Here is a 25100-nt window from a genome sequence, read left to right as displayed (position 1 = left end):
CTAAATCATTTGTAATTAAAACGAAAGTATTTGATTGTAATATGAAAGAGAAAATGAAAACGCCAAAAGTAATATATACTAACGGGCTTAGTTTAACGCTTAACCCAAATATGAAGGAGTTGCCCCTTTCAGGATCACTGGCGCGCAAACTGGCAGAGGTAAATGAAGGATTTGCAAAAAGTGGGTATAAGAGCATTGAAGAAATGCTTAAACACGCTAGAGATTCTTCTCCCGAATAATTTCCGCTGCAATACTAATGGCAATCTCTTCCGGGGTTTGACTATGAATAGCAATACCAATAGGGGCATGCATCTGTTGCAATAAAGAATCGGGCACACCTTCCGCCTGGTAGTCAGTAAACATCTTTTCTATCTTACTCTTACTACCTAATAACCCAAGATACCTGAACTGCTTTTTCCACAAGGTTCTAACCACTATGTCATCGGTCCGATAACCAACCGTCATCACTACAATATATTGATGATCTCCGGCCTCAATGAGTTCATCGAGTTCTTTATAATTTGCGATTATCCTCTTTTCGTGCACATACTCATTCTCTAAAAATGTTTTCAGGCTGGAACGGTCATCGTACAGGTGAATGTAAAATTCCATGTTTTGCATGAGGCGGCAAAGCGCCAGGGCACAATGTCCTGCCCCGATTACGTGTAAGTGATTTTTATAACCGGTCTTCTCGCGGTACAGCCAGTCTGTTTCGGATGTGATGGAAAAATAAAAATCAGTATCGGGGGCCTCTGGTGTGAATTGCAAACCGGCTGGTGAAAATTGCAGGGTGCCGTTTTTATTTTGTTCCAGGCTGGTGATGATCTGTTGAATGGTGTCGGTAGTAGCAGCGGGGACCTGGTATAACCAAATGGTTTGTTCTCCGGAACAGATCATGCCGCTTTGATGGGCAGGTGCAGATTTATTATGGACCTGTTTTCTAAGATCGGGTGGGATGTTCTGTGTAGTGTTTAGTTTATCCTTCGCCATTTCAATAAACTTATGTTCCATAATGCCACCGCCAATAGAACCTTCGGTTTCCCCGGCTGCATTTACCGCCATAAAGAAACCCGGGCGGCCCGGACTGCTCCCTTCACTTTGCAGCACATACAACAACATAACTGGTACCTGTTGCTGCAGGCTTTTATTTATCAACTGCCAGATGTTTACTTGTTTCTTCATGCGGCTGAATAATTCCTTCTTGTTGGGTTGCGTATAAAGCCATCAATACTTTCTCGGGCGTCATGGGGGCATCAAAGGGGAAATACCCTTTGTTATTAAAGGCGCGTACTGCATTGCGTAAGGCGAAATAAGCGCCAATGCCGTACATCAGCGGAGGTTCGCCCACTGCCTTCGACCGGAAGATGGCCAGGTTATCATGCGGCGTTTGTAAGAAATCGATGGCTATTTCTTTCGGTACCGAATAAATATCCGGCACTTTATAAGTAGACAAAGCATTGGACCGCAGCCGTCCTTCTTTGTCATAAACCACTTCCTCCATGGTCATCCAGCCGATGCCCTGAACAATACCGCCTTCTATTTGGCCAAGGTCAACCGCCGTGTTCATGCTGGAACCAAAATCGTGCACCACTTTAACTGTATCAACTGTATACGTTCCACGGATACAATCTACCGTTACACCAAGAATAGCTGTGCCATAAACATGATAGGCAAACGGATGGCCTTTTTCTTTGGTGGCATCAAAATGAATTTCAGGCGTGGCATAATGGGCATGTTCAGACAGGCCTATTCTTTTTATATGTCCGGCCATTACAAGTGACTTCCAGTCACGGTCGGTTTTTTGGCCGTTCACCCAAACAAATTCATCCTGTAAGGTGATGGCATCTTCGGCTACACTCAATTCTTCGGCCACCATTTTTTTCAATCTGTTGGCGATAGCGGTACAAGCCAGTAAGGTGGCTTTGCCATTCAGGTCAGCAGTGGCACTGGCGGCAGAGGGAGACGTATTGGCGATCTTAAATGTATTGGTTGTATGAATTTTGATTTTGTCGGGCTGAATGGAGAACACCTTAGCAGCCACCTGCAGTATTTTGGTGTTTACGCCCTGGCCCATTTCAACAGCGCCGGTGGTAATACCAACGCTGCCGTCTGTATATACATGCACCAGTGACCGGGCCTGGTTCATCAATGTTTTGGTAAATGAAATGCCAAAACAAACCGGCATGCAGGCCAATCCCTTTTTATACCATTTATTGGCAGCATTAAATACAGTTGTTTCCTTGCGCAAATCGGTGAGATGATACAATTCAGTGGCTTTGTGCCAGCATTCGGGTGCTTCACTTTGCGCTTTTTGTCCGTAAGGAAATTCATCACCGGTTTGCAACAGGTTTCTTTCCTGAATAACAGACGCTTCTATGCCTAATGTTTCTGCGGCTTTGGCAATGGCCGATTCTATCATGAACATGCCCTGTGGTCCGCCAAAACCCCGGAACGCGGTATTAGGTGGTAAATGGGTGCGACAACTATAGGCAGTTGCTTTTACATTAGGAATAAAATACGAGTTGGTACAATGGAACAAGGTGCGTTCCATTACGGCCGGCGACAGGTCAGCGGCGGCTCCGGCATTCTGGTAAAACGTAACTTCATAGGCAACGATCTTCAGTTCTTCATTCAGTCCGATCCTGAAATCGGCGGAATAAGGATGGCGCTTTCCGGTCATCGCCATGTCTTCCATGCGATGCAATGAATACTTAACGGGTCGTTTCAGGAGATGAGCTGCCAGTGCACATAAGGCTGCCCAGGTATTCGCCTGATCTTCCTTGCCGCCAAAACCGCCACCCAGGCGGTTTACTTCTACTTCTACCTGGTGCATGGGCAAGCCGGTTACCCGGCTAACAGCGCGTTGAACTGCGGTGGGCCCTTGTGTAGAAGAATATATTTTGATAGCCTGGTACTCTTGTGGAACCGCATAGGCGCCTTGTGTTTCAATGTACAGATGCTCCTGCCCGTTGGTATCGGCCCGGCCTTCAAAAATATGTTTGCATTGTGACCAGGCTTCATTGGTGTTGCCCAGTTGAAAGGTTCGTGGTGGAATGATGAGTTCACCCAATGCCTGTGCTTCCCGTGGATCGGTGATCACCCGCAATGGCTCAATAGTTGCTTTTATTTTTTTTACCGCTGCCCGGGCGGCATCAATTGATTCAGCTACCACAAAGGCAACGGGCATACCACAAAAATGCACCTCCTGATCGGACAGTAACGGTTCATCAGGAACGATACCGCCAATCTGGTTTTCACCGGTTATGTCTTTATACGTGAAGATGCGTACTACACCGGGCATCGCCGCTGCTTCGCTTAGATCCAGGTTGACGATGGTGCCATGTGCCATTGGCGATCCAAAAGAGGCGCCGAACAAGGTGCCTTGTATAAGGGGAATATCATCCAGGTAAATGGATTCGCCCCGCACGTGTGTATATGCATCGATGTTTTTCATAACACTTGATTAATGTTCGGCGTGTTGCAAGACCGTCATAAAATGTGCTTTTATCAACTGGGCCAATAACAATCGTTTATAGTCGGCCGTTCCCCGGGCATCGCTGATAGGCGCAATTTCTGTTTGGGCAATTGCTATGGCCTGCCCGATGGTTGTATCTGTAACAGACCGTCCTTTTAAAAAAGTGTTTGTTTGTTCAAGCAGCCTGGGAATTGGTGCAACGCCACCGGCTGAGATCCGAATGTCATGAATGTGGTCGCCCTGCAACGTGCAACAACAGGCAGAATTTACACTGGCGATATCCAGGTTCGTTCGTTTACTTACTTTTTCAAAACTGAAGTAAGTGTTGTGTCGGGGCAATTCAAACGAAACTGATGCCAGTTGCTCGTCTGCCTGCCGGTCTAATTTCTTATAACCTTTGTACAATTGCCGGAGTGGTATTTCCCGTTGTTGATCGTTATTGCGTAAGATCAATGCAGCATCCAGCGCCAGTAAGAAAATTGTCAGGTCACCGATAGGGGAGGCGTTGATCAGATTACCACCAATGGTGGCAATATTACGGATAGGGGTAGAGGAGATCAATTTGATATGGTCTGCCAGATGAGGGAAGTGCTGCTGCATGATGGGGGATTCAGCAAGATCAGTTACCGTAGCTGCGGCACCAATGATGCAGCGGTTGCCTTGTTGGTTAATGCCTTTCAGGTTGGTATCGTCAAACAAAAAACGAATGGGTGCATCTTTCAAGGTATCATGCTTTTGCACATAGACGTCTGTACCGCCGCCCACCCATTCCACAGCGTCGGTTGGATGAAGCTGTCCATTTAATGCTGTTCGTAAAATTTGTAATCGTTGTTTGATGCCGGAAAACCAGTCTGGCAAAATACGATTCTCCGAAACAAAGGCCACTGGCTCTGTATTTTGTCTTGCCTGCATCAGTTGTGCAACTTTCGCTGCAGCCCGTTCAATGGATTTATAACCGGTACAGCGGCAGATATTTCCATCAACTGCGGCAATCGCATTTTGGGTAGTGGCATTCTTTTCGCTTAAGCAGAAGCCGGCCAGTGAAACAACAAAACCGGGTGTGCAAAAACCGCATTGGGTGGCCGATTCATCGAACATGGCCTGTTGAATGGGATTGAGCCCTTCCATATTCAACCCTTCGATGGTTACAACGTGTTTGCCATGCACATTACCTAAAGGTGTCAGGCAGCTGGTGAGGGACCGGTAACGCAAAGCATTGTCCCTCAATTCGCCCACCAGCATGGTACAGGCCCCGCAGTCGCCTTCATTACAACCCACTTTAGTACCGGTTAAATGCTGGTGATACCGCACAAAATCAAGCAACACCATGCCGGCCGGCAAACTGGTTGATACTTCATTGTTATTGAGAATGAATTTGATCAATGGTAAGGCTGGTTTCTTTAAAGTTACCAAAATCCCGGCAGCTTATTTTAATAAGTTCAGATCGGGCTGGGCGTATTTGTATACTTTAAAATACAGCGTGGTCTTTGTTTGGTATACGCCTTCAAACTTCGAGATCTCGTTGATAAACTGTACCAGGTGATCATTGTCGCGGCACATGACGTCTACTTCCAGATCATAGTCACCGGAGGTCATGGCAAGGAAACTCACTTCCGGCAGTTTGGAGATCTTTTGCGCTACTTTTTCTTTAAAGGTGGCCGGCCGCACAAAAACCGCAATGTGTGCATATGCCCTGAAGCCAACCTTGTCGGGATTTACCCGCCCAATAATATTAATGGTGCCTTCTTCAATTAACTTATTTACCCGGGTACGAATGGTGCCGATTGACACATTGAGTTTTTCGGCAATAACGGTAAACGACATCCGGCCGTCTTTTTGTAAAAACGACAGAATTGAAAAATCGAGCTCATCGAGTGGGTAACCGTTCTTCTCCATATGACAAAGATGCAACAAAAATAAAAATACTATCTAAATTTTGGCCACGTACTAAATTAATTTTAAATTACTCTACCTGTTTCTGCAAATTCTGTAGTACGAAAAAATGTCTCATCATGAAGTACTTACCTGTTCAGAACTACATAAATGGACAGTTTGTCAATGCGTCAACAGACCAGACACTGCCCATTATTTCTCCGCTCGATGGAACGTTGTTGTCAACGGTTCCTTTATCAACGCCAAAAGATCTGGATGCAGCTGTGCGGGCTGCGAAGATCGTATTCCCCGCCTGGAGCCATACACCCATAAAAGAAAGGGTGCAGGTGCTGTTCCGTTACCGGCACTTGTTGGAGACCCATTTGAAAGAACTGGCTGCACTCGTTAGTGAAGAGAATGGAAAAACAGTTGGCGAAGCCATTGCTGAAATTGAGAAGTGCATCGAGCTCACTGAGTTTGCTACCTCATTGCCTCAACTGGTTACCGGTGAAGTGCTGGAAGTAAGCAAAGGCGTGGAGTGCCGTACCGAGCATGTGCCGCTGGGTGTGGTGGCATCTATTGTCCCATTCAACTTTCCCAGCATGGTGCCTAACTGGACGATTCCCAATGCACTTGCGCTGGGTAATTGTATGATCGTAAAACCTTCTGAAAAAGTACCGCTGAGTGTGGGCCGCCTGGCGCAACTATTAAAAGAGGCTGGTTTGCCCGATGGCGTTTTCAATGTAGTAAATGGTGACAGCACCATTGTGAATGCTATTTGTGACCATCCGGGAATTTCAGCGATATCATTTGTTGGCAGCACTAAAGTCGCGAAGATAGTTTACCAGCGTGCTACCCATCATTATAAACGGTGTCTGGCATTGGGTGGTGCCAAAAATCACTTGTTGGTACTGCCTGATGCCAAAGCCGACATGACCGCACAAAATGTTGCGGCCTCCATGAGCGGCTGCGCGGGACAACGTTGTATGGCTGCATCGGCCATGGTTGCCGTGGGCGATGTTGATCACATCATTCAAAAAATATGTGAAGAAGCCAGAAAGATAGTGCCGGGCCAGAATTTGGGCGCCGTAATTAGTAAAGAATCAAAAGAAAGGATCGAACATTATATAACGGAGGCGGAAACACAGGGTGCGCGTATTCTCCTGGATGGGCGCAATGCAACGGTTCCCGGTAAAGAAAAGGGAACCTATGTGGGACCTACCGTTATTGATTATGTGAAACCCGACATGGCTGTGGCCCAGGAAGAGATCTTTGGTCCGGTGATCAGTATCATGCGCACCAAAACGTTGGATGAAGCCCTGGCTATCGAAAATGCCAATCATTATGGCAATGCAGCCTCGGTATTTACACAAAATGGCGGACTGGCGCGCTATGTGATCGACAAAGCCAGTGCTGGAATGATCGGGGTGAATGTAGGAGTACCTGTGCCCCGCGAACCTTTCTCTTTTGGCGGCTGGAATGAAAGCAAATTCGGAGTGGGCGATATTACCGGTAAAAGCTCTATTGAATTCTGGACAAAACTGAAGAAGTCTACGGTGAAATGGGATCCGGAAGCGGGAGTTAATTGGATGAGTTGATTCGGTTTAAAGTTTAAAGTTGAAAGTTTAGAGTTGAAAGTTTAAAGTTGAAAGTTTAGAGTTGAAAGTTTAGAGTTGAAAGTTTAGAGTTGAAAGTTTAGAGTTGAAAGTTTAGAGTTGAAAGTTTAAGTTCTATATTCTTAGTTCTAAGATTAAGTTATTGGGTTTATAGGTTATTGAGTTCTTCGTTTTTTGTTAAAGATGGGGTTGCGGCGCAGCGGTGTATTTCTTTCTGCCCTTTGCCTTCTGCCCTCTGCCCTTTGCCTTTAAACTATAAAATCATGTCAAACATTTTAAATATATCTGAAGCACAAGAAATAATTCGGGATAACATGGATTACACGCTCTTTTCCTGGAGCAAACAAAAGGGCATTGCGCCTATTGCAGTGAAATCTGCCCGGGGCGTTTACCTCTATGATTACGATGGCAAACGGTACATCGATTTTTCTTCCGGTCTGATGAATGTAAATATTGGACATGGTAACCAGCGGGTAACTCAGGCCGTTATGGAACAAATGCAACAGGTAAGTTATGTAACGCCCGGTTGCGTTACCAAAGTACGGGGAGAGCTGGGTAAGAAGCTGGCGTCGGTAACCCCACCTGGATTAACTAAAACCCTATTCACGGTTTGTGGGGCTTCGGCCATAGAAAATGCCATCAAGCTGGCCAGGTTATATACCGGCAGGCATAAGATCATTGCACGGTACCGTGCATTTCATGGGGCTTCCTATGGTGCTATGACAGCCGGTGGTGATCCGCGGAAACTGGCTTCCGATGTACAACAGGTGCCGAATTTTGTGCATGTGGAAGATCCTTATTGTTATCGCTGTCCCTGGGGAAAAGAGATCACTACCTGTAGTCGTGAATGTGTAAGTCATTTGGAAAGAGTCATCGAGTTTGAAGGGCCGGGAAATGTTGCTGCGGTTCTTATGGAAGGGGAAAGTGGTTCCTCAGGCTGTATAAAATACCCGCCCGATTATTTACAAAAAGTGCGTGCCCTGTGCGATAAACACAATATTCTATTGGTCGCCGATGAAGTGATGAGTGGTTTTGGCCGAACCGGCAAATGGTTTGGGGTAGATTATCATGGCGTAGTGCCCGATATCATCGCCACCGCAAAAGGAATAACAGCAGGCTATCTCCCCCTGGGCGCCCTGATCGTAAGCGATACAATAGCTGAATACTTTAACGATCGCGTTTTGTGGCTGGGGCTAACCTATTCGGCCCACCCGGTAAGTTGTGCGGCCGGACTGGAAACCTTAAAAATATATGAAGACGAAAACCTGTTGGAGAATGCCGCTAACATGGGACATTATATCGATGAACAGGTTGAGCTGTTAAAACAAAAACATCCCAGTATTGGTGATTTCAGGAATACCGGTTTATTAGGTTGCATAGAGTTGGTGAAAAACCGGACGACTAAAGAACCTATGGCGCCATTTAACGCCAAACCCGATGAAATGGTCATCATGAATAAAGTGGCTGCCAAACTGAAAGAACAGGGTATGTACACCTTTGTTCGCTGGAACTATATTTTTATCGCCCCCCCGTTGTGTATTACAAAAGAACAGGTGGATGAAGGATTGACCATGATCAGCGAAGCGATCAAAATTGCGGATGAATTTGTAAATTGAGGAAGGGCGTCAGGGGCATTAACCACCATACGATGAAAAATGAATCACTATACAGTGAAGACCTTGCACCCGTTCCGGTAACCAACCGCAAATGGAATACCTGGAACTACGCCGCCTTGTGGATCAGCATGAGCCTTTGTATTCCTACGTATATGCTGGCAAGTTCATTGATTGGTGGAGGAATGAACTGGTGGCAGGCCATCCTTACTATTTTCCTCGGAAATACCATTGTCTTAATACCCATGATCCTTAACGGACATGCCGGTGCGAAATATGGCATTCCCTTTCCGGTTTTTGCCCGGGCCAGCTTTGGGGTTCGGGGTGCAAACATTCCCGCCATGCTGCGGGCTATTGTAGCCTGTGGCTGGTTTGGCATTCAAACCTGGATAGGCGGCGCTGCCATCTATCAAATGATCAGGGTATGGAACCCAGGGCTGGCTGAGATCGATCATACTTCTTTATTTCCGAAGGCTGCTCCCTTTATTTGCTTTTTATGTTTCTGGGCGCTCAATATGTTTATCGTATACCTGGGTGTTGAAAGCATTAGAAAACTGCTGGTGTTTAAAGCCATCTTTCTGCCCATAGCGGCATTGGCCTTATTATTCTGGGCCATCAATGCTTCTCATGGCCTGGGGCCAATTTTGCATCAGCCATCAAAATTTGCCACTACGTCCTCGTTCCTTGATTATTTCTTCCCTGCACTAACGGGCATGGTTGGGTTCTGGGCAACCCTTTCGCTCAATATTCCCGATTTTACCCGCTATGCTAAAAGTCAGCAGGCGCAAATAAAGGGACAGGCGATTGGCCTGCCGCCATCCATGACGTTGTTTGCTTTTATTGGCGTTGTAGTAACATCAGCTACTGCCATTATTTATGGCACTACCATTTGGGATCCGGTAATTCTGGCTGGTAAATTCGAAAACAAACTGCTGGTGAGTGTGGCCATGATCGCAGTAGCCATTTCTACCCTGGCTACCAATATTGCCGCAAACATTGTTAGTCCGGCCAATGATTTTGCCAACCTCGCACCTTCAAAAATAACTTTTCGCAGGGGCGGTTATATCACCGGTGTACTGGGTATCCTGATCTTTCCCTGGAAGCTGATTGCCGATCCTACGGGTTATATTTTTACGTGGCTTATTGCCTATTCCAGTCTGTTGGGACCTGTAGGTGGTATTATGATCGCTGATTATTATTTTATTCGGAAGCAACAACTGACCACGGCCGATCTGTATAAAGTAAACGGACAATACACATTCAGGAACGGATTTAATTACCGCGCTATTATTGCTTTGCTGCTTGGTATCATTCCTAACATTCCCGGTTTTCTGACAACTATAAAAGTAATAACACCAGACAGTGTGCCTGCCTGGATCTCGCACTTATATAATTATGCCTGGTTTGTTGGATTCTTTATTTCGGGGCTTGTTTATTTGTTTATGATGCGTAATTATAAACCCCTGGTATCAGATTCTTTCACCGCTAAAGAAGAAACATTTCATGTCGCTATTGATTAAAAACGGACGGATCATTACTGCAGACGCGGATTTTACCGCCGATATTTTTGTAGCGGGAGAAACCATACAAACTATCGGCAAGGACCTGGATATAAAAGCGGACAAGGAAATCGATGCAACAGGTAAATTGGTTTTCCCGGGCGGCATCGATCCGCATGTACACCTCGATATGCCCTTTATGGGCACCTTTTCGAGCGATAATTATGAAACCGGTACGCGGGCCGCTTTATTTGGCGGCACTACCATGGTCATTGATTTTATACTGCAAAAGCAAGGGAATTCGTTACAGGCGGCACTCGATGAATGGCGCTCGCGTTCTGACAATAATTGCGTAGGCGACTACAGTTTCCATATGGCGGTCACTGATTTCAATGATAATACGCGCACCGAAATTCAGAAGATGATAGAGCAGGAGGGCATCACATCTTTCAAAACCTTTATGGCTTATAAAGGTGCCCTTATGATCGATGACCGGCAAATGATCGGGCTTATGGAAGAAGTAAAGAAATATGGTGGTTTGATAAATGTACATGCCACCAATGGCGATATGATCGATTACCTGGTAGCCAAACACCGCGCAGAAAAGAAGTTATCGCCCCTATATCATTACTTATCACAGCCGGAGATAACCGAAGCCGAGGCCTCAGAGCGGTTTGCCGATATGACCTATTATACCGGTTGCCCGGGTTATATTGTTCATCTTACCTGTGAAGGGGCGTTGAATGCCGTTCGAAATGCTACCCGGCGCAACCAGAAAGTATTTGTAGAAACCTGTATCCAGTACCTGATACTGGATGCTTCCTTATATGAGAATGATTTTGAAGGCGCCAAATGGGTGATGAGCCCGCCGTTGCGCCAACCAAAGGACCAGGCTACCTTGTGGGCTGGCATTAATCAGGGGCTGGTGCAGGTGGTGGCAACGGACCATTGTCCGTTTAAGTGGGAGCAAAAATTAATGGGCAGGGATGATTTTTCAAAGATCCCCAATGGCCATCCTGCCATCGAGAACCGGATGGAATTGTTATACAGCGAAGGAGTGCATAATGGAAAGATCACCCTGAATAAATTTGTGGAAGTGGCCTGTACCAACCCGGCGAAGATCTTTGGCATGTTTCCCCGGAAGGGTACGCTGGCACCGGGTAGTGATGCCGATATAGTGATCTTTGATCCCAATGAAACGCATGAACTCTCTGCCAGCACTCATCACATGAATGTTGATTACTCGGCGTATGAAGGCTGGCCCATCACCGGGAAAGTAAAAACAGTGATCCTGCGGGGAAAAGTGGCAATTGATAACGAGCAATGTTTGGTAGAGAAAGGATATGGAAAGTTTATTAAGCGGAATAAAGTTGAACAGAAAATCTGATCATTAACCATTAATAACAAAAAACTATGGCTCGGATCATAAAATCGGGTTTAATTCAAATGAGCTTGCCGAAAACGGAAGGGGAGGGAACTATTGAAGAGATCAAGGAGGCGATGGTGCAAAAACATATACCTTATATAGAAAGAGCCGGAGAACAGGGCGTGCAGATCCTTTGTTTGCAGGAGATCTTCAACACGCCGTATTTCTGTCCGGGCCAGGACAGGGCCTGGTATGAATCTGCTGAAACAGTACCGGGGCCAACCACAGAACGCATGGCCGTCTATGCAAAGAAATATAATATGGTGATGATAGTGCCGGTGTATGAAAAAGAACAGGCCGGTGTGTTGTACAATACAGCTGCGGTGATAGATGCGGATGGAACGTATTTAGGTAAATATCGAAAGAACCATATTCCGCATACATCCGGTTTTTGGGAAAAGTTCTTTTTTAAACCAGGTAACCTTGGTTATCCCGTTTTTCAAACCCGGTATGCAAAAATAGGTGTGTATATCTGTTATGACCGGCACTTCCCCGATGGGGCACGGGTACTGGGTTTGAATGGCGCGGAGATCGTTTACAATCCATCAGCCACGGTTGCAGGTTTATCACAATACCTGTGGAAGCTGGAACAACCGGCGCATGCGGCGGCCAATGGCTATTTCATGGGGTGTATAAACCGGGTTGGACAGGAGAAGCCCTGGAACCTGGGTAAGTTTTATGGTTCCTCTTATTTTGTTGATCCACGCGGACAAATATTCGCGATTGCCTCGGAAGATAAAGATGAATTACTGGTAGCCGAATTTGATCTGGAGATGATTGAAGAAGTACGGAATATATGGCAGTTTTATAGGGACAGGCGTCCGGAGACGTATGGTAAACTGGTGGAATTATGATTATGTTACAAGTTCCAGGTTTCAGGTTTCAGGTTTCATGGGACCCTGTAACCAACAACTTGAAACCTGGAACCTTGATCTTATAAACGGAAAATGAACCTAGTAATAGAATTTTAACATGACTATCAAGAGTAACCGGTTAACGGCTGAGGAGTACGAACAAAACTTCAGTGATATTCACCCGCCATTCGACAGCAGGGAGTCGGCGCTGGTGGAAGCCAACCGGTGTTTGTTCTGTTATGACGCACCCTGTACCAAGAGTTGTCCTACCGGGATCGACATTCCGAAGTTTATCAAACAAATTACTACAGATAACGTAAAAGGTTCTGCGCATACCATCTTTGTTTCAAACATTATGGGCGCAGGATGCGCGCGTGTTTGTCCGGTTGAAAAGTTGTGCGAAGGCTCCTGTGTATATAATTTACTGGAAGAAACCCCTATTTCAATTGCCCGTTTACAACGGTATGCCACCGAGCAGGCGCTGGAAAAGAAATGGAAACTGTTTGAACGGAAACCTACTACCGGAAAAAGGGTTGCGATTGTAGGAGCGGGACCGGCGGGTTTGAGTTGCGCGCATGTATTAAGCCGGGAAGGCATAGCCGTAACTATTTATGAAAAGGAAAGTAAAGGCGGTGGCTTAATGACCTATGGTATTGCCGCCTATAAAGTAACACCGGAATTTTGTGAAGCAGAGGTAAAGTATATCACCTCACTTGGTGGCATTACTATAGAATACAACCAGGAACTGGGCGTTCATTTTACGCTTGCTGATCTGCAACAAAACTATGATGCCGTTTATCTGGGTTTTGGTGTAGGCCTTGCCCGTCAATTAAATATTCCCGGTGAAGAACTGGAAGGTGTGGTGGACGCCATAAAATTTATCTACGACATCAGGGCTGGTGCATATGATCAGGTGCCAGTGGGTGATCGTGTGGCAGTGATCGGTATGGGGATGACGGCCATCGATGCCGCTACACAGGCAAAACGCCTGGGGGCGAAAGAGGTGATCCTGGTATATCGCAGAACGCAGGAAGAGATGCCTTGTACAGAAGTGGAGCTGGATATTGCCAAACTGGATGGTTGTCGCATTATATGGCTGGCAGCACCGGCCATGATAAAAGGTGAGCACGGTCATGCAACCCAACTGGTGTGTAACCTGATGCAGCTGGGCGAGCCGGATGCCAGTGGCCGCCGTTCACCCTTTGAAATGGGCGAAACATGTACATTGGAAGTAGACATGATCATTAAAGCAGCGGGACAAATGCCATTTGAAGCGTTGGTCAGTGGCAAACAATTACAACATACGCATGGAAAGATCGTAACGCAAATGAATGGCGCTACCAATATCCCTGGCGTATATGCAGGCGGCGATTGTGTGAACGGCGGTAAAGAGGTGGTAGATGCCGTTCAGGCAGGGAAATTGGGAGCTGCGGCAATTTTGGAATATGTGGCAGGTTTGTAGGTTATTAAGTTACGGAATTCAAACTATAATTTATTATGGCAGATATATCAGCAAACTTTTTGGGGGTCAGGTCACCCAATCCATTCTGGTTAGCGAGTGCACCACCGACTGATAAAAAGATAAATGTGCTGCGGGCTTTTGAAGCGGGCTGGGGTGGTGTAGTTTGGAAAACGCTGGGTAGCCAGGTAAAGAATGTATCGAGCCGTTATTCTGCCGTGAATTACAATGGCAGTAAAATAATGGGATTTAATAATATCGAGTTGATCAGTGATCGTCCGTTGGAATTAAACCTGCGCGAAATAAAAGAGTGCATTAAATTATTTCCCGACCGGGCCATGATCGTTTCGCTGATGGCCGATAATACCCGCGAGAAATGGCATGAACTGATTGCCCAGGTAGAAGATACGGGTGCGCATGGACTTGAGCTGAACTTTGGTTGTCCGCATGGAATGACGGAACGCGGCATGGGCGCGGTGGTAGGACAAGACCCCGAAATTGCAAGACTGGTGGTAGAATGGGTAATGGAAAAAGCAACCATTCCGGTGATCACCAAACTAACGCCCAATGTGCATTCGGTTGTGCCAACAGGAAAGGCATCCGTTGAAGCAGGCACCAATGCCTTATCTCTTATAAATACCATACAATCCGTTACGGGTATCGACCTGGATACCTTTGTGCCCAATCCTTATGTAGCGGGTAAATCTGTTTTTGGCGGTTATTGCGGTCCTGCCGTAAAACCCATTGCGCTCAAAATGCTGGCTACCATCAGTCAGGATCCGGTAACTGCCCGGGTCCCCATCTCGGGCATTGGGGGTGTAAGCACCTGGAAAGACGCCGTTGAATTTATGTTGTTAGGAGCTACTACTGTACAAGTGTGTACGGCCGTAATGAAACATGGTTTTCGTATTGTGGAAGATCTGTGTGAAGGACTCAATAACTGGATGGATGAAAAAGGGTTCAACACAATTAATGATTTCATTGGTAAATCGGTTCCGCATCTTACCCAATGGGAAGAGCTGGATATTAATTACCATATCGTTGCCAATATAGATCAGAATAAATGTATCCACTGCGGGCTTTGTTATATTGCCTGTGAAGATGGATCGCATCAGTCGATCAATCTGCAATATGGAAACCCATATAATACTTATACAATTAAAGAAGAGGAATGCGTTGGTTGTAATTTGTGTAAGTTGATATGTCCGGTTGATGATTGTATTACTATGGTTGAACAAAGAAAGGGTGTTGATTATGTAAACTGGAAAGAGTTTCAGGAACGTGGAATGCCCTTGAATGATCATTGAACCGTTCTTTTTGATATATACGAACTCCGTTATGTGAATAAATAATTTTCCCTTCCAGCCAGTAGATATATTGGCTCATACCTGCTAAACAAGATAACTTAGGTCTACATTATATCCGCGGGTTAATATCCGTAGACCTACCGTATCATTTTCATTTGCCCATTTGGTGTACCTCTTATTAAATGCCACCTGTTGACACGGGAGTGGCAGAACATTCTTTTGAGTTTTAAGTACTAACTGATTTCGCCTGCTCGGCCAATTGGCGGTGGCAGCTTGTAGCTGTATTTAATAAACCAAACCTCAATACTATGAAACAGATCATTTACGCTTTCATTTTTACCTGTATTGCACAAACCATAATGGCACAAACGCCGCCGGCCACCTGGCAGGAGCATTGGTTTGAACACAACCAGTTACTCAATCGGAAATTTTACGACAATGATGTAGCGGTTTATTACGACAACGATGTAAGCAGTTCCGTTACATGGCCCTATACTTATATGGGCGATGTATGGCGCTATGTAAAAAATGTGTATGGTTCGTTTGGCAATGACCCGCACCTGTTTGCTGTTTATCACACCGGTAAATACAGCGGCGGTCATCCCTCCACGTATTTCGATGCCAGTCACGATAACCGCAATGTGATCGATGTAGGTGCTGGTCCCTGGACAAGCGGCGGCACCGGCGGTGATCTGGATATTTCTACCCACGAAGTGGCGCATATTGTAGAAGGTGCCAGCAAGGGTGTGAAAGGTTCCCCTGCATTTCCCATTTGGGGCGACAGCAAATGGGCGGAGATCTTTATCTATGATGTTTACCTGGGTTTAGGTAAAAGCAGTGAAGCCACGCGCTGGTACAACCAGATGCAAAGCTCAACCGATAACTTTCCGGTAGCTGGCACACATTGGTTCCGTGATTGGTTCTATCCCATTTATCATAACTATGGTGGTACCCAGGTACTGAACCGCTTCTTTACGTTGCTGGCGCAATACTTCCCCAAGAGCGGAAATAGTTATTCGCGCGATATGAACTGGGGCGAGTTCATTCATTTCTGGAGCGGTGCAGCCGGGTTAAGTCTGAAACCCTTGGCTACTGCTGCTTTCGGCTGGACGGCAACTTTTGAAACGCAGTTCAACCAGGCCCGCAATGATTTTCCTTTTGCTTATGGAACCGGAGTTGTGAACGTATACAAGCATTGTAATTATGGCGGTTATGTAACCACGCTGGGCGTAGGCAATTATACTCTGAGCCAGTTACAAGATATGGGTGTGCTGAATGACGATATTTCTTCAGTTAAAGTAAACAGCGGTTATCAGTTGCAGCTTTTTCAGAACGATAATTTCACCGGCACCTCCGTTACCCTTACGGCCGATGCCAGTTGTCTGGTGCCAAACAATTTCAACGACCTGGCTTCATCGCTTAAAGTGACCACTGCCAGTTTAACTACAGCCAGAACAACAACAGAACAGCCCATTGATAACCGGTTGGCCATTTATCCCAATCCGGTTGTGGATGAGTTGCGGTTCAATAGCATTCAATCTATTAGCGGGTCAGTTATAAGAATAATAGATGTGATGGGGAAAGAAGTGATCAGCGGCCGGTTGACCAGTAACCGGATCGATGTTTCGAAATTAGCTGTCGGTGTATATACACTGGTCATTCTAAACAAGGGTAATACTATAAGTCAACGGTTCGTAAAAAGCCATTAATCATGAAACAATTGCTTGCTATATGCATTTTGATATGCCTTGTTCAAATTACGGTTGCCAACTCCGGTATTTATGCTGGAGGACCGGTTTATAAAAACCGCAATTATTCAATCAGCGAATTAAAAGGCTCCGGTTATACTTGTGTGGTGGTATGGACCATTCACATCGATGCCAGCGGTAACCTGAATTTTAATGCAGAGTTCCCGTTGGTACAAAATGGCTCCTATATTGGGGCATCCACTTATCCCAATTTTGCCGGTGATATTGCGTCGTTAAAAACGGCGCCTACTACCATTAACCGGGTTGAGTTTTGTTTAGCTGCCTGGGGGTCCGGCACCTTTACCAATATCAAAAACCTGATTGCATCGCAAGGCACTGGTTCAACCAGTATCCTGTACCGTAATTTTCAGGCAATAAGAAATACTTTCCCCACCGTGGATGCTATTGGCTTTGATGATGAAAGCACTTACGATGCAGGGTCAGCCACTGCATTTGCCGTGATGTTGGGTGGGTTAGGGTTTAAGGTATCGCTGGTTCCGTATACTCAAGCCGCTTTCTGGACGAGTGTTGCCTCCAATACCAATAGCCAACGTCCCGGTACGGTTGACCGGGTTGACCTGCAATGTTATTCAGGTGGTGCCGGTAACAATCCCTGTAACTGGAACTTTGGGAGTATTCCGCTGTATGCCGGTTTGTGGGATGCAGAAAAAACAACCAGCCAGGTACAAAGCCAGTTAACAACCTGGAAGAACAGTTGCAATATTAAAGGTGGTTTTATGTGGTTGTATGATGATTTTGATAATACGACCGGAACGGAAGCCTATGCCGCAGCCATCAACAATGTATTTAATGGGAGCGGCGGCACTTCGGTAGCCACCTTTTATAAGGATTGCACTTATGGTGGAACAGCTGTGGGGCTGGCCGCTGGCAGTTATAATTTAAGCAGGTTACAATCGTTTGGCATTGCAAATGACGATATCTCGTCCCTGCAGCTGCAAAGCGGGTACCGGGTTACCCTGTATTGGGACGACAATTACGCCGGTACTACCCTGGTTAAAACCGCCAATGATGCTTGTTTGGTTGATGACGGCTGGAACGATAAGGTTTCCTCCCTGGTCATTGCAGCGACGGCAGCAGCAAGAGCGGAAACGCAGTCTATCACCAACCAACCCGGTGAACAGGAACTGAAGCTGTTTAATGCGCCTAACCTGGCCGGTATTCTGGTGCGCATATACGATATTACGGGCCGACAGGTAATGCTGGTGCGGCCGGCCTCGAACCGGATCAATATTTCCTCATTGTTGCCTGGTACTTATGTGCTGGTGTATACGATGCAGGGGAAACAGGTGACGCAGCGGTTTATAAAATAGCTCTGGTTTGCGAATGAGGCTGAAATAGGAGGTAAGAAGCGGGAAATAGGAAGGCTCGAAAAGTCAGGGTTCTTCTTTCTTCCTGCTTCATACCTCCTACTTCATGTATTTTATCCACCAATACAATTTTTTGGCTATCTTGTCTATGTAATACAAGGGGGATAACATACATTACAACCATGGTGCCAATATCAAAAGGAAAATTCAACAACCGGCAGTGGCTTTTAATCCTGATCCTGTTTGCCATGATGTCGGTTATTTCGTTCTACATATTTCAACATGCTTTCGCGTACCAGTATGTGCAGGTAGATGTACTGGTGTCTGCAACCAGTCTCACGATTTTCTTCTTTTTTATATTGCTGATAACTATGCAGGGTTTCAAAGCGGTGGATATTTACGAAGATCAGCTTACCGTAAAATGGCGTTTCACCTCCCGCATAGTTAATAAGTCGGAGATCACGGCCTATGGCATCACCACCCGCAAACAGATCAATTATATCATTATGAAAACAACGGGCGATGATGTGGTACTGCCCGAACTGTTACTCAATAACCACGAGGAGCTGATCCATCAATTGCAGCACTGGCGCATAAAACAAAAGTCTGAGTTGCCCATTACCCGCGATTCCCGCTTCGAGAACCGCGGCACCGGAACGATCCTGATGATCGTGGGTTCATTCCTGTTGGGCTTTACCATCAAGTCGGTGATCTCACCCGAGTTTTCGGTCGACGGAAGCAAACTCATTACCTTAAGCGGACAGCTCAGTATGGCCCCTGAAGTAAAAATGCCTTCGGGAAAAAATGCATATGGAGCTATTCAATTGTATTTGGTCGAATACCCGGGTATCAATTTTCTAATAGATGCAGTGGGTTTTAATTCTATCAATGCCAGACAATTGCAGAGCGCCGGCAAGGGAACACCAGTGGAACTGTCTATCCTGAAACATGAATACGCCGTTAAGATCAAGAAAACCGAAGCCCCGGGGTATTTTGAAACGCATTACCAATGGGCAACCATTTACACCTATAGCCTTACGGTAAACAGCGAGCCTGTATTAACGGTGGATACTTACAATGAAAGCAAACACTCCCTGGATAACAGCAACAAAAAATGGAGTGTTTTGATAGCCATTATTGCTATCTCCATGTTCACGTATGGTTTTATCTTATACCGGCAACGGAATAAAATGCCGCTCACCTCTGCCGATAAAAAACAACAGACAAAGCAGATCCCCGAAAAGGCATAATCAGCGCCAATACTGAACAGTTATTGTATCATAACCGGACAGGTATAATTAGCCCATACATATAATAAATTGATTTGCATATGACCGGTATTCCGGCATTTTATTGGTGTTGGTGATAGTTAAATCACGGGTATGCTGCTGAATTATCTAAAGATCGCCTTTCGTCATTTGTGGAAAAACAAAACGTTTTCTGCTATTAATATCGCCGGTCTTTCTATAAGTATTGCCGGTGCCGTGTTCATCCTGCTGCATATTAAAAACGAGCTTAATTATGATAAAGGGTTTTCAAGATCTGACCGTATTTTCAGGGTTACTTTAGAAAACATAGGAGAGGGGGAACGTCACTGGGCGCCTATTTCATTTCTCACCGGAGCAGCGATGCAACAATATTTTCCGCAGGTTGACAAGGTAGTCCGGTTTTACCGGCGCCCTCCTTATCAGGTCTTCAGTTATGCATCGGCACAGGGTTCGGTAAAAAGGTTTGAGGAAAAAAACGGCTTCTTTACCGACGCTGCCGCCATCGACGTATTTGATCTTCAATTTAGCCGGGGCAATGCACAAACGGCGTTAGATGAACCCAATAGCATTATTCTTACAGAAACGCTGGCGAAGAAATATTTTGGCAATGATGACCCAATAGGCAGGGTTATTCAGGAAGACCTGAACAAAGTGCCGCTTACAGTGACTGGTGTTGTTAAATCATTTCAGTTTCCCTCGCACCTGCAATTTGATTACCTGCTTTCCATGCCTACCATTCACCGGTATCACGATGACCAGTCGCTGGCAAACAAAACCTGGTCAGCTTTTTATACGTATGTGTTGCTGAAGGAAAAAAGTTTAAAACCAGCCATTGAAACCGGTTTCCCTGGTTTTATGCTGAGTTATTACAAATCAACAGGAGAAACCCCGCAGCGGATACTTTCTTACCGCAAACTGCATTTACAACCGGTTACTGCTATTCACCTGCACTCGAAACTGGAGAAGGAAATGTATGCAAACAGCGACATCAGGTATGTTTATATATTCTCCATCGTTGCCATTTTTATACTGCTGGTGGCTGCCGTTAATTTTATTAATATTTCTACGGCGCTTGCTTTTAATCGCATGAAAGAAATAGGCATGCGTAAGGTGGCGGGAGCTTCCAAACAGCAACTGATCGGACAGTTTTTAGGGGAATCGTTCCTGACAACGATGCTTTCAGGGGTAGTGGCATTGTGTTTTGTAAAAATGGCCATGCCATTGTATACCTGGCTCTCATCGCGGAACATACAGTTTAGTGAGTTGTTTAGCGGAGTTAATATAGGCATGCTGCTCTTGCTTCTACTTTGTTGCGGTTTATTGGCAGGAGTTTATCCGGCCTGGTTTGTAGCGAAGTTTAACCCGGTCAATTCTTTGAAAGGAAAGAAGAGCAACCGGTTTTCTTTAAACTTTGTGCGCAAGGGCTTGATCGTTTTTCAGTTTGCCGTTTCTGTGTTTATGATCTTCAGTACCATCATAGTATATAAACAAATGAAGTTCTTTCATAATAAAGACATGGGTTTCGATAAAGAGCAGGTAGTAGCAATCACCATGTATGGCTCCATGTGGCAACATTTCGGAACTCTGATTAATGATATAAAAAAAGAACCGGCCATCAGTCAGTTTTCCGTTGTAGATGCCTTGCCGGGCGACCGGTTCTCGATGCAGCCATTTTACCCGGTCAGTGTAACCAAAGAAGAAGATCAGCCTGGCTGCCGCACCATGCATGCAGATGAACGGTTACTGCCTACTTTAAAGATCGAATTAAAGGCAGGCCGTAATTTTTTTAACCAGTTCCCCGAAATAAAACACCCGGAGTTTATTATCAATGAAGCCGCGGCTAAAATTTTCAAACTTCCCAATGCCATTGGACAAAAGTTTGTTCTGGACAGGGATACCGGTGAAGTAGTGGGTATGGTAAAGGATTTCAACTTTGCCTCTTTGCACTCGGCCGTTGAACCACTTGTAATAAAATATGATCCCTATCAGGCCCTCTACCTGCTTGTAAAGGTGCAGCCACAGCAAATGCAATCCACCTTGCAATTCCTGGAATCGGATCTCAAAAAACTTTCACCTGAAAGCAATTTCACCTATACATTCATAGATGAAAAAATGAACCGGTTGTATGAAACCGAAAATCAGCTGAGCCGGGTTTTTAAAGTGTTTGCGGTATTCGTTATTTTCATTGCCTGTCTTGGGTTGTTTGGTCTTTCTGCTTATAACACGCAACTACGTACCCGGGAAGTAGGCATTCGAAAAGTGCTCGGCGCTTCTGTTTCGAACCTGACTGTATTGCTGTTGAAAGATTTTATGCTCCTGGTGATGGCCGGTATAATAATCTCCTGGCCATTTGCCTGGTGGGCCATGAACCAATGGCTCGAAGGTTTTGCTTATCGCATCCCCATCGACGGCTGGGTCTTTACCCTTTCAGGTGTATTGTCGTTATTAGGAGCACTGATAACAGTAAGTTACCAGGCAATCAAAGCCGCTTTATTGAATCCGGTGATCAGTATTAAAACGGAATGATGTCGTTATTTACTTCCGGGCATCAAATGTTCCGGCAAAGGAATATTACGGCTTAGCTCATCCGGAACCGGATCACGGCGGCTGGTTTCAATGGGAATAATACCCGACCAAACAGGCAGGGGTTTATCTTCTTCCTCATCGTTCGGCATGCCTGTGCGTGCTTTGGCAGAAACTTCATCGATGTCAAACGCCAGCACCGTTGTTTTGCGCACTTCATTTTCCTTCATTGGCCGCAGGTAATCCCAGCTGTTGGGCACAATTTTATTGGTAAGCCATTCCAGCATGTTCCATTTAAGGGCAGGGTCTTCAATCTTTTCTCCCTGGGAAAAAAGCACTACTGAGCGGTAATTCACGGAGTGTGAGAAAGCTGATTTAGCCACCACCAGGGCATCTACGAGCATAACCGAAATACAAACCGGTACTCCTTTTTCCAGTTCCCAAATAAAATGACTGCCTACAGATCCATGGATGTACAATTTATTTTCGCGTCGCACAAAAGCAGTGGGGATGGAAAATGGTTTGTTTTCAAATACGTAACTGATTGTACAGAAAAGCGCTTCGTCTAAAATGGAATGGATCATTTCTTTGTCATAATGCGCCCGTTTAGCACCTCTGCTAGGAATAAGATGTGACTGTGGAGCCATGTTTGGTTGAATTTTTTACAAAATTGTACCTTTATTGGATGGGTGTACTCATCCGGTTTGTTTAAAGTAAGTAGTCCAATTTTATTATGCAGGCACTTTCAACCCTTATTTCGATCGAAAAAGACAGTTCGCAACCTGTGTATCTGCAGATTGCCAACCAGCTCATGCTTTTTATAAAAGAAGGCAACCTGCAGGCTGGGCATCGCCTGCCCAGTACCCGGCAAATGGCCGACTGGTTACAGGTGCACCGTAAAACAGTAGTTCAGGCTTATGATGAATTGCTGGCGCAGGGCTGGCTCGAAAGCCGCACTGGCAGCGGCACTTTTGTGGCCAAACATTTACCGGAAATCCATCCACGCAGTTTATTGAATGGTTCATCCAGCCATTTTAACCCGGCCCATACGGCGGGCTTTGAATTTGAACCAACCCCGCACCTCGACAGGCCAGCCATATGGTCGAAACATAAATACCACCTCGATGATGGTTTTCCCGATTCGCGCCTGGCACCGTTGGAAGAGCTGGCACGGGCGTACAGGACCCAATTGCTTACGGGCAATCCTTATGAGCGCTTAGGGTATGGCGATACCATGGGAGCCCTGTGGTTAAGAAAGGTGCTCGCAGATTATTTAAATGACACCCGCGGGTTGAAAGTAACGCCCGAAAATGTGTTGATCACCCGGGGCACGGTAATGGGGTTGTACCTTTCCTGCACTGCTTTTGTAAATCCGGGTGATACGGTAGTAGTGGGCGAGTTGAACTACAATGGTGCCAATATGAGTTTCTTGCAAAGGGGCGCCAACCTGTTGAAAATACCGGTGGATGAAAACGGTATTGTGGTAGAGGAACTGGCTGCTATTTGCCGCAAACAAAAAGTACGGATGGTATATGTTACCTCACATCATTTTTATCCCACCACAACCGCCTTACGGGCCGACCGGCGCATTGAATTGCTTCGTCTCGCAGAGCAGTATGGCTTTATCATTTTTGAAGATGACTATGATTATGACTTTCATTATCTGAGCAAACCGCTTTTGCCATTGGCAAGCGCCGATAAGGCCGGGATGGTGATCTATTGCGGTTCTTTTACAAAAACAATCTCGCCTGCATTCCGGGTAGGGTATGTGGTGGCATCGGAAAATGTGATCCGCCACCTGGCTATGTTGCGGCGCATTGTTGACCGGCAGGGTGATATTCTGCTGGAGAATGCCATTGCAGAATTACTACAGAACGGTATTATACACCGGTACCTGCGCAAAGCGGTGCGTACATACCGGCAACGGCGCGATGTGTTTTGTGAACTGTTGAAAACCCACCTGAGCGAGTATGTACAATTTCAGGTGCCGGTGGGTGGCATGGCGGTATGGACGCATTTTGATGCAGCTATCAATTTAAACACCCTTACCCAAAAAGCCATTCAGCATGAACTGTATTTTTCTACAGGTTACAGGAATGAAGCGGGAAAGCCGATGTTGAATGCCACCCGGCTGGGTTTTGCTTCCTCCACACCGGAAGAACTGGAATGTTGTGTGGAGATCCTGCGGAAACTATTGAAGGCTTAACCAGTTTTGACGGCTATCTTTTTAAAAAGATAAAGATGGCACCAATCAGCGTGAGCACGATCACCACCTTGCGATAAAGGTCGTCTTTGATGCGTGCCACCAGCTTTAAACCGCACCAGAAACCTAATATCAGGGAAGGCACCAGTGCCAGATCGGTCAGGAGTGAGTTGGTATTGATATTCTTCCAGTAAAAGATCTGGAAGGGAAGTTTAAACCAGTTGATAAGCAGAAAGATCCAGGCTCCGGTTCCAATAAAATCATTTTTAGGCAAACGCATGGCCAAAAAATAGATATTCGAGAACGCGCCCGCCAGGTTACCCAGCATGGTAGTAAAGCCTGAAACCAAACCCATACCAGATACAAATAATTTGTTATTGGGCATTACCATGGCCTTACGAAATTCTATCACCAGCATAATGATCACGGTAAACACAATTATGGTGGCCATTACTTTTCTGAAAATGGCCTCATTCAGGTCTTTCCCCACAAATACCCCTACCAGAATGCCAATCACCATCCAGGGCATTAGTTTAATTACATGCGGCCATTGCGCATGCCGGTGGTAATACTTTACGGCCATAACATCTGCAATACATAACAAAGGCAGTACAATACCAGTTGAAGCTTTCCCTCCAAACACAATGGTCATGATAGTCACATTCAACATGTCGATGCCCTTGAGCCCCGCTTTGGAAAGCCCGATAATAAAGGCCGACAAGGCTATCAATATTAAACTGGTGGTCGAGTAGGCTGCAAATATTCCCATGTGCGATCGGTATGAGTATAAAAAACTCAAATATAACAATAGCGCCCCTTTTTATAAACATTCCACTACCCCCATTGTGCCATGGGGAAAGTACATTCATAAGAGCACCTGAGAATGTCTTTCCATTTTTAAAACCATAA

The 25100-nt window shown here is 45.7% G+C and carries 19 protein-coding genes; 13 read left to right on the top strand and 6 right to left on the bottom strand.

The window, feature by feature from the left end; all coding sequences use genetic code 11:
- Positions 1 to 41: 41 nt before the first annotated feature.
- Positions 42 to 239: a hypothetical protein gene (locus BMX95_RS27045; RefSeq protein ID WP_081198188.1), complete on the top strand. Its 198-nt coding sequence runs from the start codon at positions 42 to 44 to the stop codon at positions 237 to 239.
- Here BMX95_RS27045 and BMX95_RS27040 read toward each other — a convergent pair.
- Genes BMX95_RS27040 through BMX95_RS27025 form a run of 4 tightly spaced genes read right to left on the bottom strand, consistent with a single transcriptional unit; the run spans position 217 to position 5371 of the window.
- Entirely contained in the window at positions 217 to 1182 is a 966-nt protein-coding gene (locus BMX95_RS27040; protein ID WP_081198187.1) for an XdhC family protein, read from the bottom strand. The genes BMX95_RS27045 and BMX95_RS27040 overlap by 23 nt on opposite strands.
- Positions 1145 to 3454 carry a xanthine dehydrogenase molybdopterin binding subunit gene (locus tag BMX95_RS27035; RefSeq protein ID WP_081198186.1) on the bottom strand — a complete coding sequence of 770 codons (2310 nt, stop codon included), beginning with the start codon at positions 3452 to 3454 and terminating at the stop codon, positions 1145 to 1147. Before BMX95_RS27035 ends, BMX95_RS27040 begins: the two co-directional genes overlap by 38 nt.
- A 9-nt stretch (positions 3455 to 3463) precedes the next feature.
- Positions 3464 to 4888, bottom strand: coding sequence for an FAD binding domain-containing protein (locus tag BMX95_RS27030; RefSeq protein WP_244898125.1), 1425 nt, complete (start codon positions 4886 to 4888; stop codon positions 3464 to 3466).
- A 12-nt stretch (positions 4889 to 4900) separates the two neighbouring features.
- Positions 4901 to 5371, bottom strand: coding sequence for an Lrp/AsnC family transcriptional regulator (locus tag BMX95_RS27025; protein ID WP_081198185.1), 471 nt, complete (start codon positions 5369 to 5371; stop codon positions 4901 to 4903).
- Between the two features lie 116 nt (positions 5372 to 5487).
- Here BMX95_RS27025 and BMX95_RS27020 point away from each other — a divergent pair, with 116 nt between their 5' ends.
- The 11 genes from BMX95_RS27020 (at position 5488) to BMX95_RS26965 (ending at position 21991) form a co-directional block, all read left to right on the top strand.
- On the top strand, positions 5488 to 6945 hold the full coding sequence (locus BMX95_RS27020; RefSeq protein ID WP_081198184.1) for a CoA-acylating methylmalonate-semialdehyde dehydrogenase: 1458 nt from the start codon (positions 5488 to 5490) through the stop codon (positions 6943 to 6945).
- Between the two features lie 281 nt (positions 6946 to 7226).
- Positions 7227 to 8579, top strand: a complete 1353-nt coding sequence (locus BMX95_RS27015; protein WP_081198183.1) for an aminotransferase class III-fold pyridoxal phosphate-dependent enzyme — start codon at positions 7227 to 7229, stop codon at positions 8577 to 8579.
- A gap of 32 nt (positions 8580 to 8611) precedes the next feature.
- Positions 8612 to 10096, top strand: coding sequence for an NCS1 family nucleobase:cation symporter-1 (locus BMX95_RS27010; RefSeq protein ID WP_081198182.1), 1485 nt, complete (start codon positions 8612 to 8614; stop codon positions 10094 to 10096).
- A complete protein-coding gene (gene hydA / locus BMX95_RS27005) occupies positions 10080 to 11462 on the top strand; it encodes a dihydropyrimidinase (RefSeq protein ID WP_081198181.1) in 1383 nt (460 codons plus the stop codon). Before BMX95_RS27010 ends, hydA begins: the two co-directional genes overlap by 17 nt.
- 59 nt (positions 11463 to 11521) lie before the next feature.
- Entirely contained in the window at positions 11522 to 12355 is an 834-nt protein-coding gene (locus tag BMX95_RS27000) for a nitrilase-related carbon-nitrogen hydrolase (RefSeq protein ID WP_081198305.1), read from the top strand.
- A gap of 118 nt (positions 12356 to 12473) precedes the next feature.
- Positions 12474 to 13817, top strand: a complete 1344-nt coding sequence (locus tag BMX95_RS26995) for an NAD(P)-dependent oxidoreductase (RefSeq protein ID WP_081198180.1) — start codon at positions 12474 to 12476, stop codon at positions 13815 to 13817.
- Between the two features lie 35 nt (positions 13818 to 13852).
- Complete coding sequence (gene preA / locus BMX95_RS26990) at positions 13853 to 15121, top strand: NAD-dependent dihydropyrimidine dehydrogenase subunit PreA (protein WP_081198179.1); 1269 nt, start codon at positions 13853 to 13855, stop codon at positions 15119 to 15121.
- Positions 15122 to 15429: 308 nt separating this feature from the next.
- A complete protein-coding gene (locus BMX95_RS26985; RefSeq protein ID WP_242673020.1) occupies positions 15430 to 16830 on the top strand; it encodes a T9SS type A sorting domain-containing protein in 1401 nt (466 codons plus the stop codon).
- Between the two features lie 2 nt (positions 16831 to 16832).
- Complete coding sequence (locus tag BMX95_RS26980; RefSeq protein ID WP_081198178.1) at positions 16833 to 18200, top strand: T9SS type A sorting domain-containing protein; 1368 nt, start codon at positions 16833 to 16835, stop codon at positions 18198 to 18200.
- Between the two features lie 179 nt (positions 18201 to 18379).
- Entirely contained in the window at positions 18380 to 19447 is a 1068-nt protein-coding gene (locus BMX95_RS26970) for a hypothetical protein (protein WP_081198176.1), read from the top strand.
- A gap of 132 nt (positions 19448 to 19579) precedes the next feature.
- On the top strand, positions 19580 to 21991 hold the full coding sequence (locus tag BMX95_RS26965) for an ABC transporter permease (RefSeq protein WP_081198175.1): 2412 nt from the start codon (positions 19580 to 19582) through the stop codon (positions 21989 to 21991).
- 5 nt (positions 21992 to 21996) lie between these two features.
- Here the strand turns inward: BMX95_RS26965 and BMX95_RS26960 are convergent, their stop codons facing one another.
- The gene (locus tag BMX95_RS26960; RefSeq protein WP_081198174.1) at positions 21997 to 22635 is read right to left on the bottom strand and encodes a pyridoxamine 5'-phosphate oxidase family protein; all 639 of its coding nucleotides are present in this window, start codon (positions 22633 to 22635) and stop codon (positions 21997 to 21999) included.
- An 86-nt stretch (positions 22636 to 22721) separates the two neighbouring features.
- Between BMX95_RS26960 and pdxR the strand changes: the two genes are divergently transcribed.
- Positions 22722 to 24194 (top strand): MocR-like pyridoxine biosynthesis transcription factor PdxR, encoded by a 1473-nt coding sequence (gene pdxR / locus BMX95_RS26955; RefSeq protein WP_081198173.1) that lies wholly within the window; start codon positions 22722 to 22724, stop codon positions 24192 to 24194.
- A gap of 13 nt (positions 24195 to 24207) precedes the next feature.
- Here the strand turns inward: pdxR and BMX95_RS26950 are convergent, their stop codons facing one another.
- Positions 24208 to 24960 (bottom strand): sulfite exporter TauE/SafE family protein, encoded by a 753-nt coding sequence (locus BMX95_RS26950; protein ID WP_081198172.1) that lies wholly within the window; start codon positions 24958 to 24960, stop codon positions 24208 to 24210.
- Between the last annotated feature and the right edge of the window lie 140 nt (positions 24961 to 25100).

The sequence above is a fragment of the Niastella yeongjuensis genome (assembly GCF_900110245.1).
In the GTDB taxonomy this organism is placed as follows: Bacteria; Bacteroidota; Bacteroidia; order Chitinophagales; family Chitinophagaceae; genus Niastella; species Niastella yeongjuensis.
This window is presented reverse-complemented; position numbering and strand designations above follow the sequence as displayed.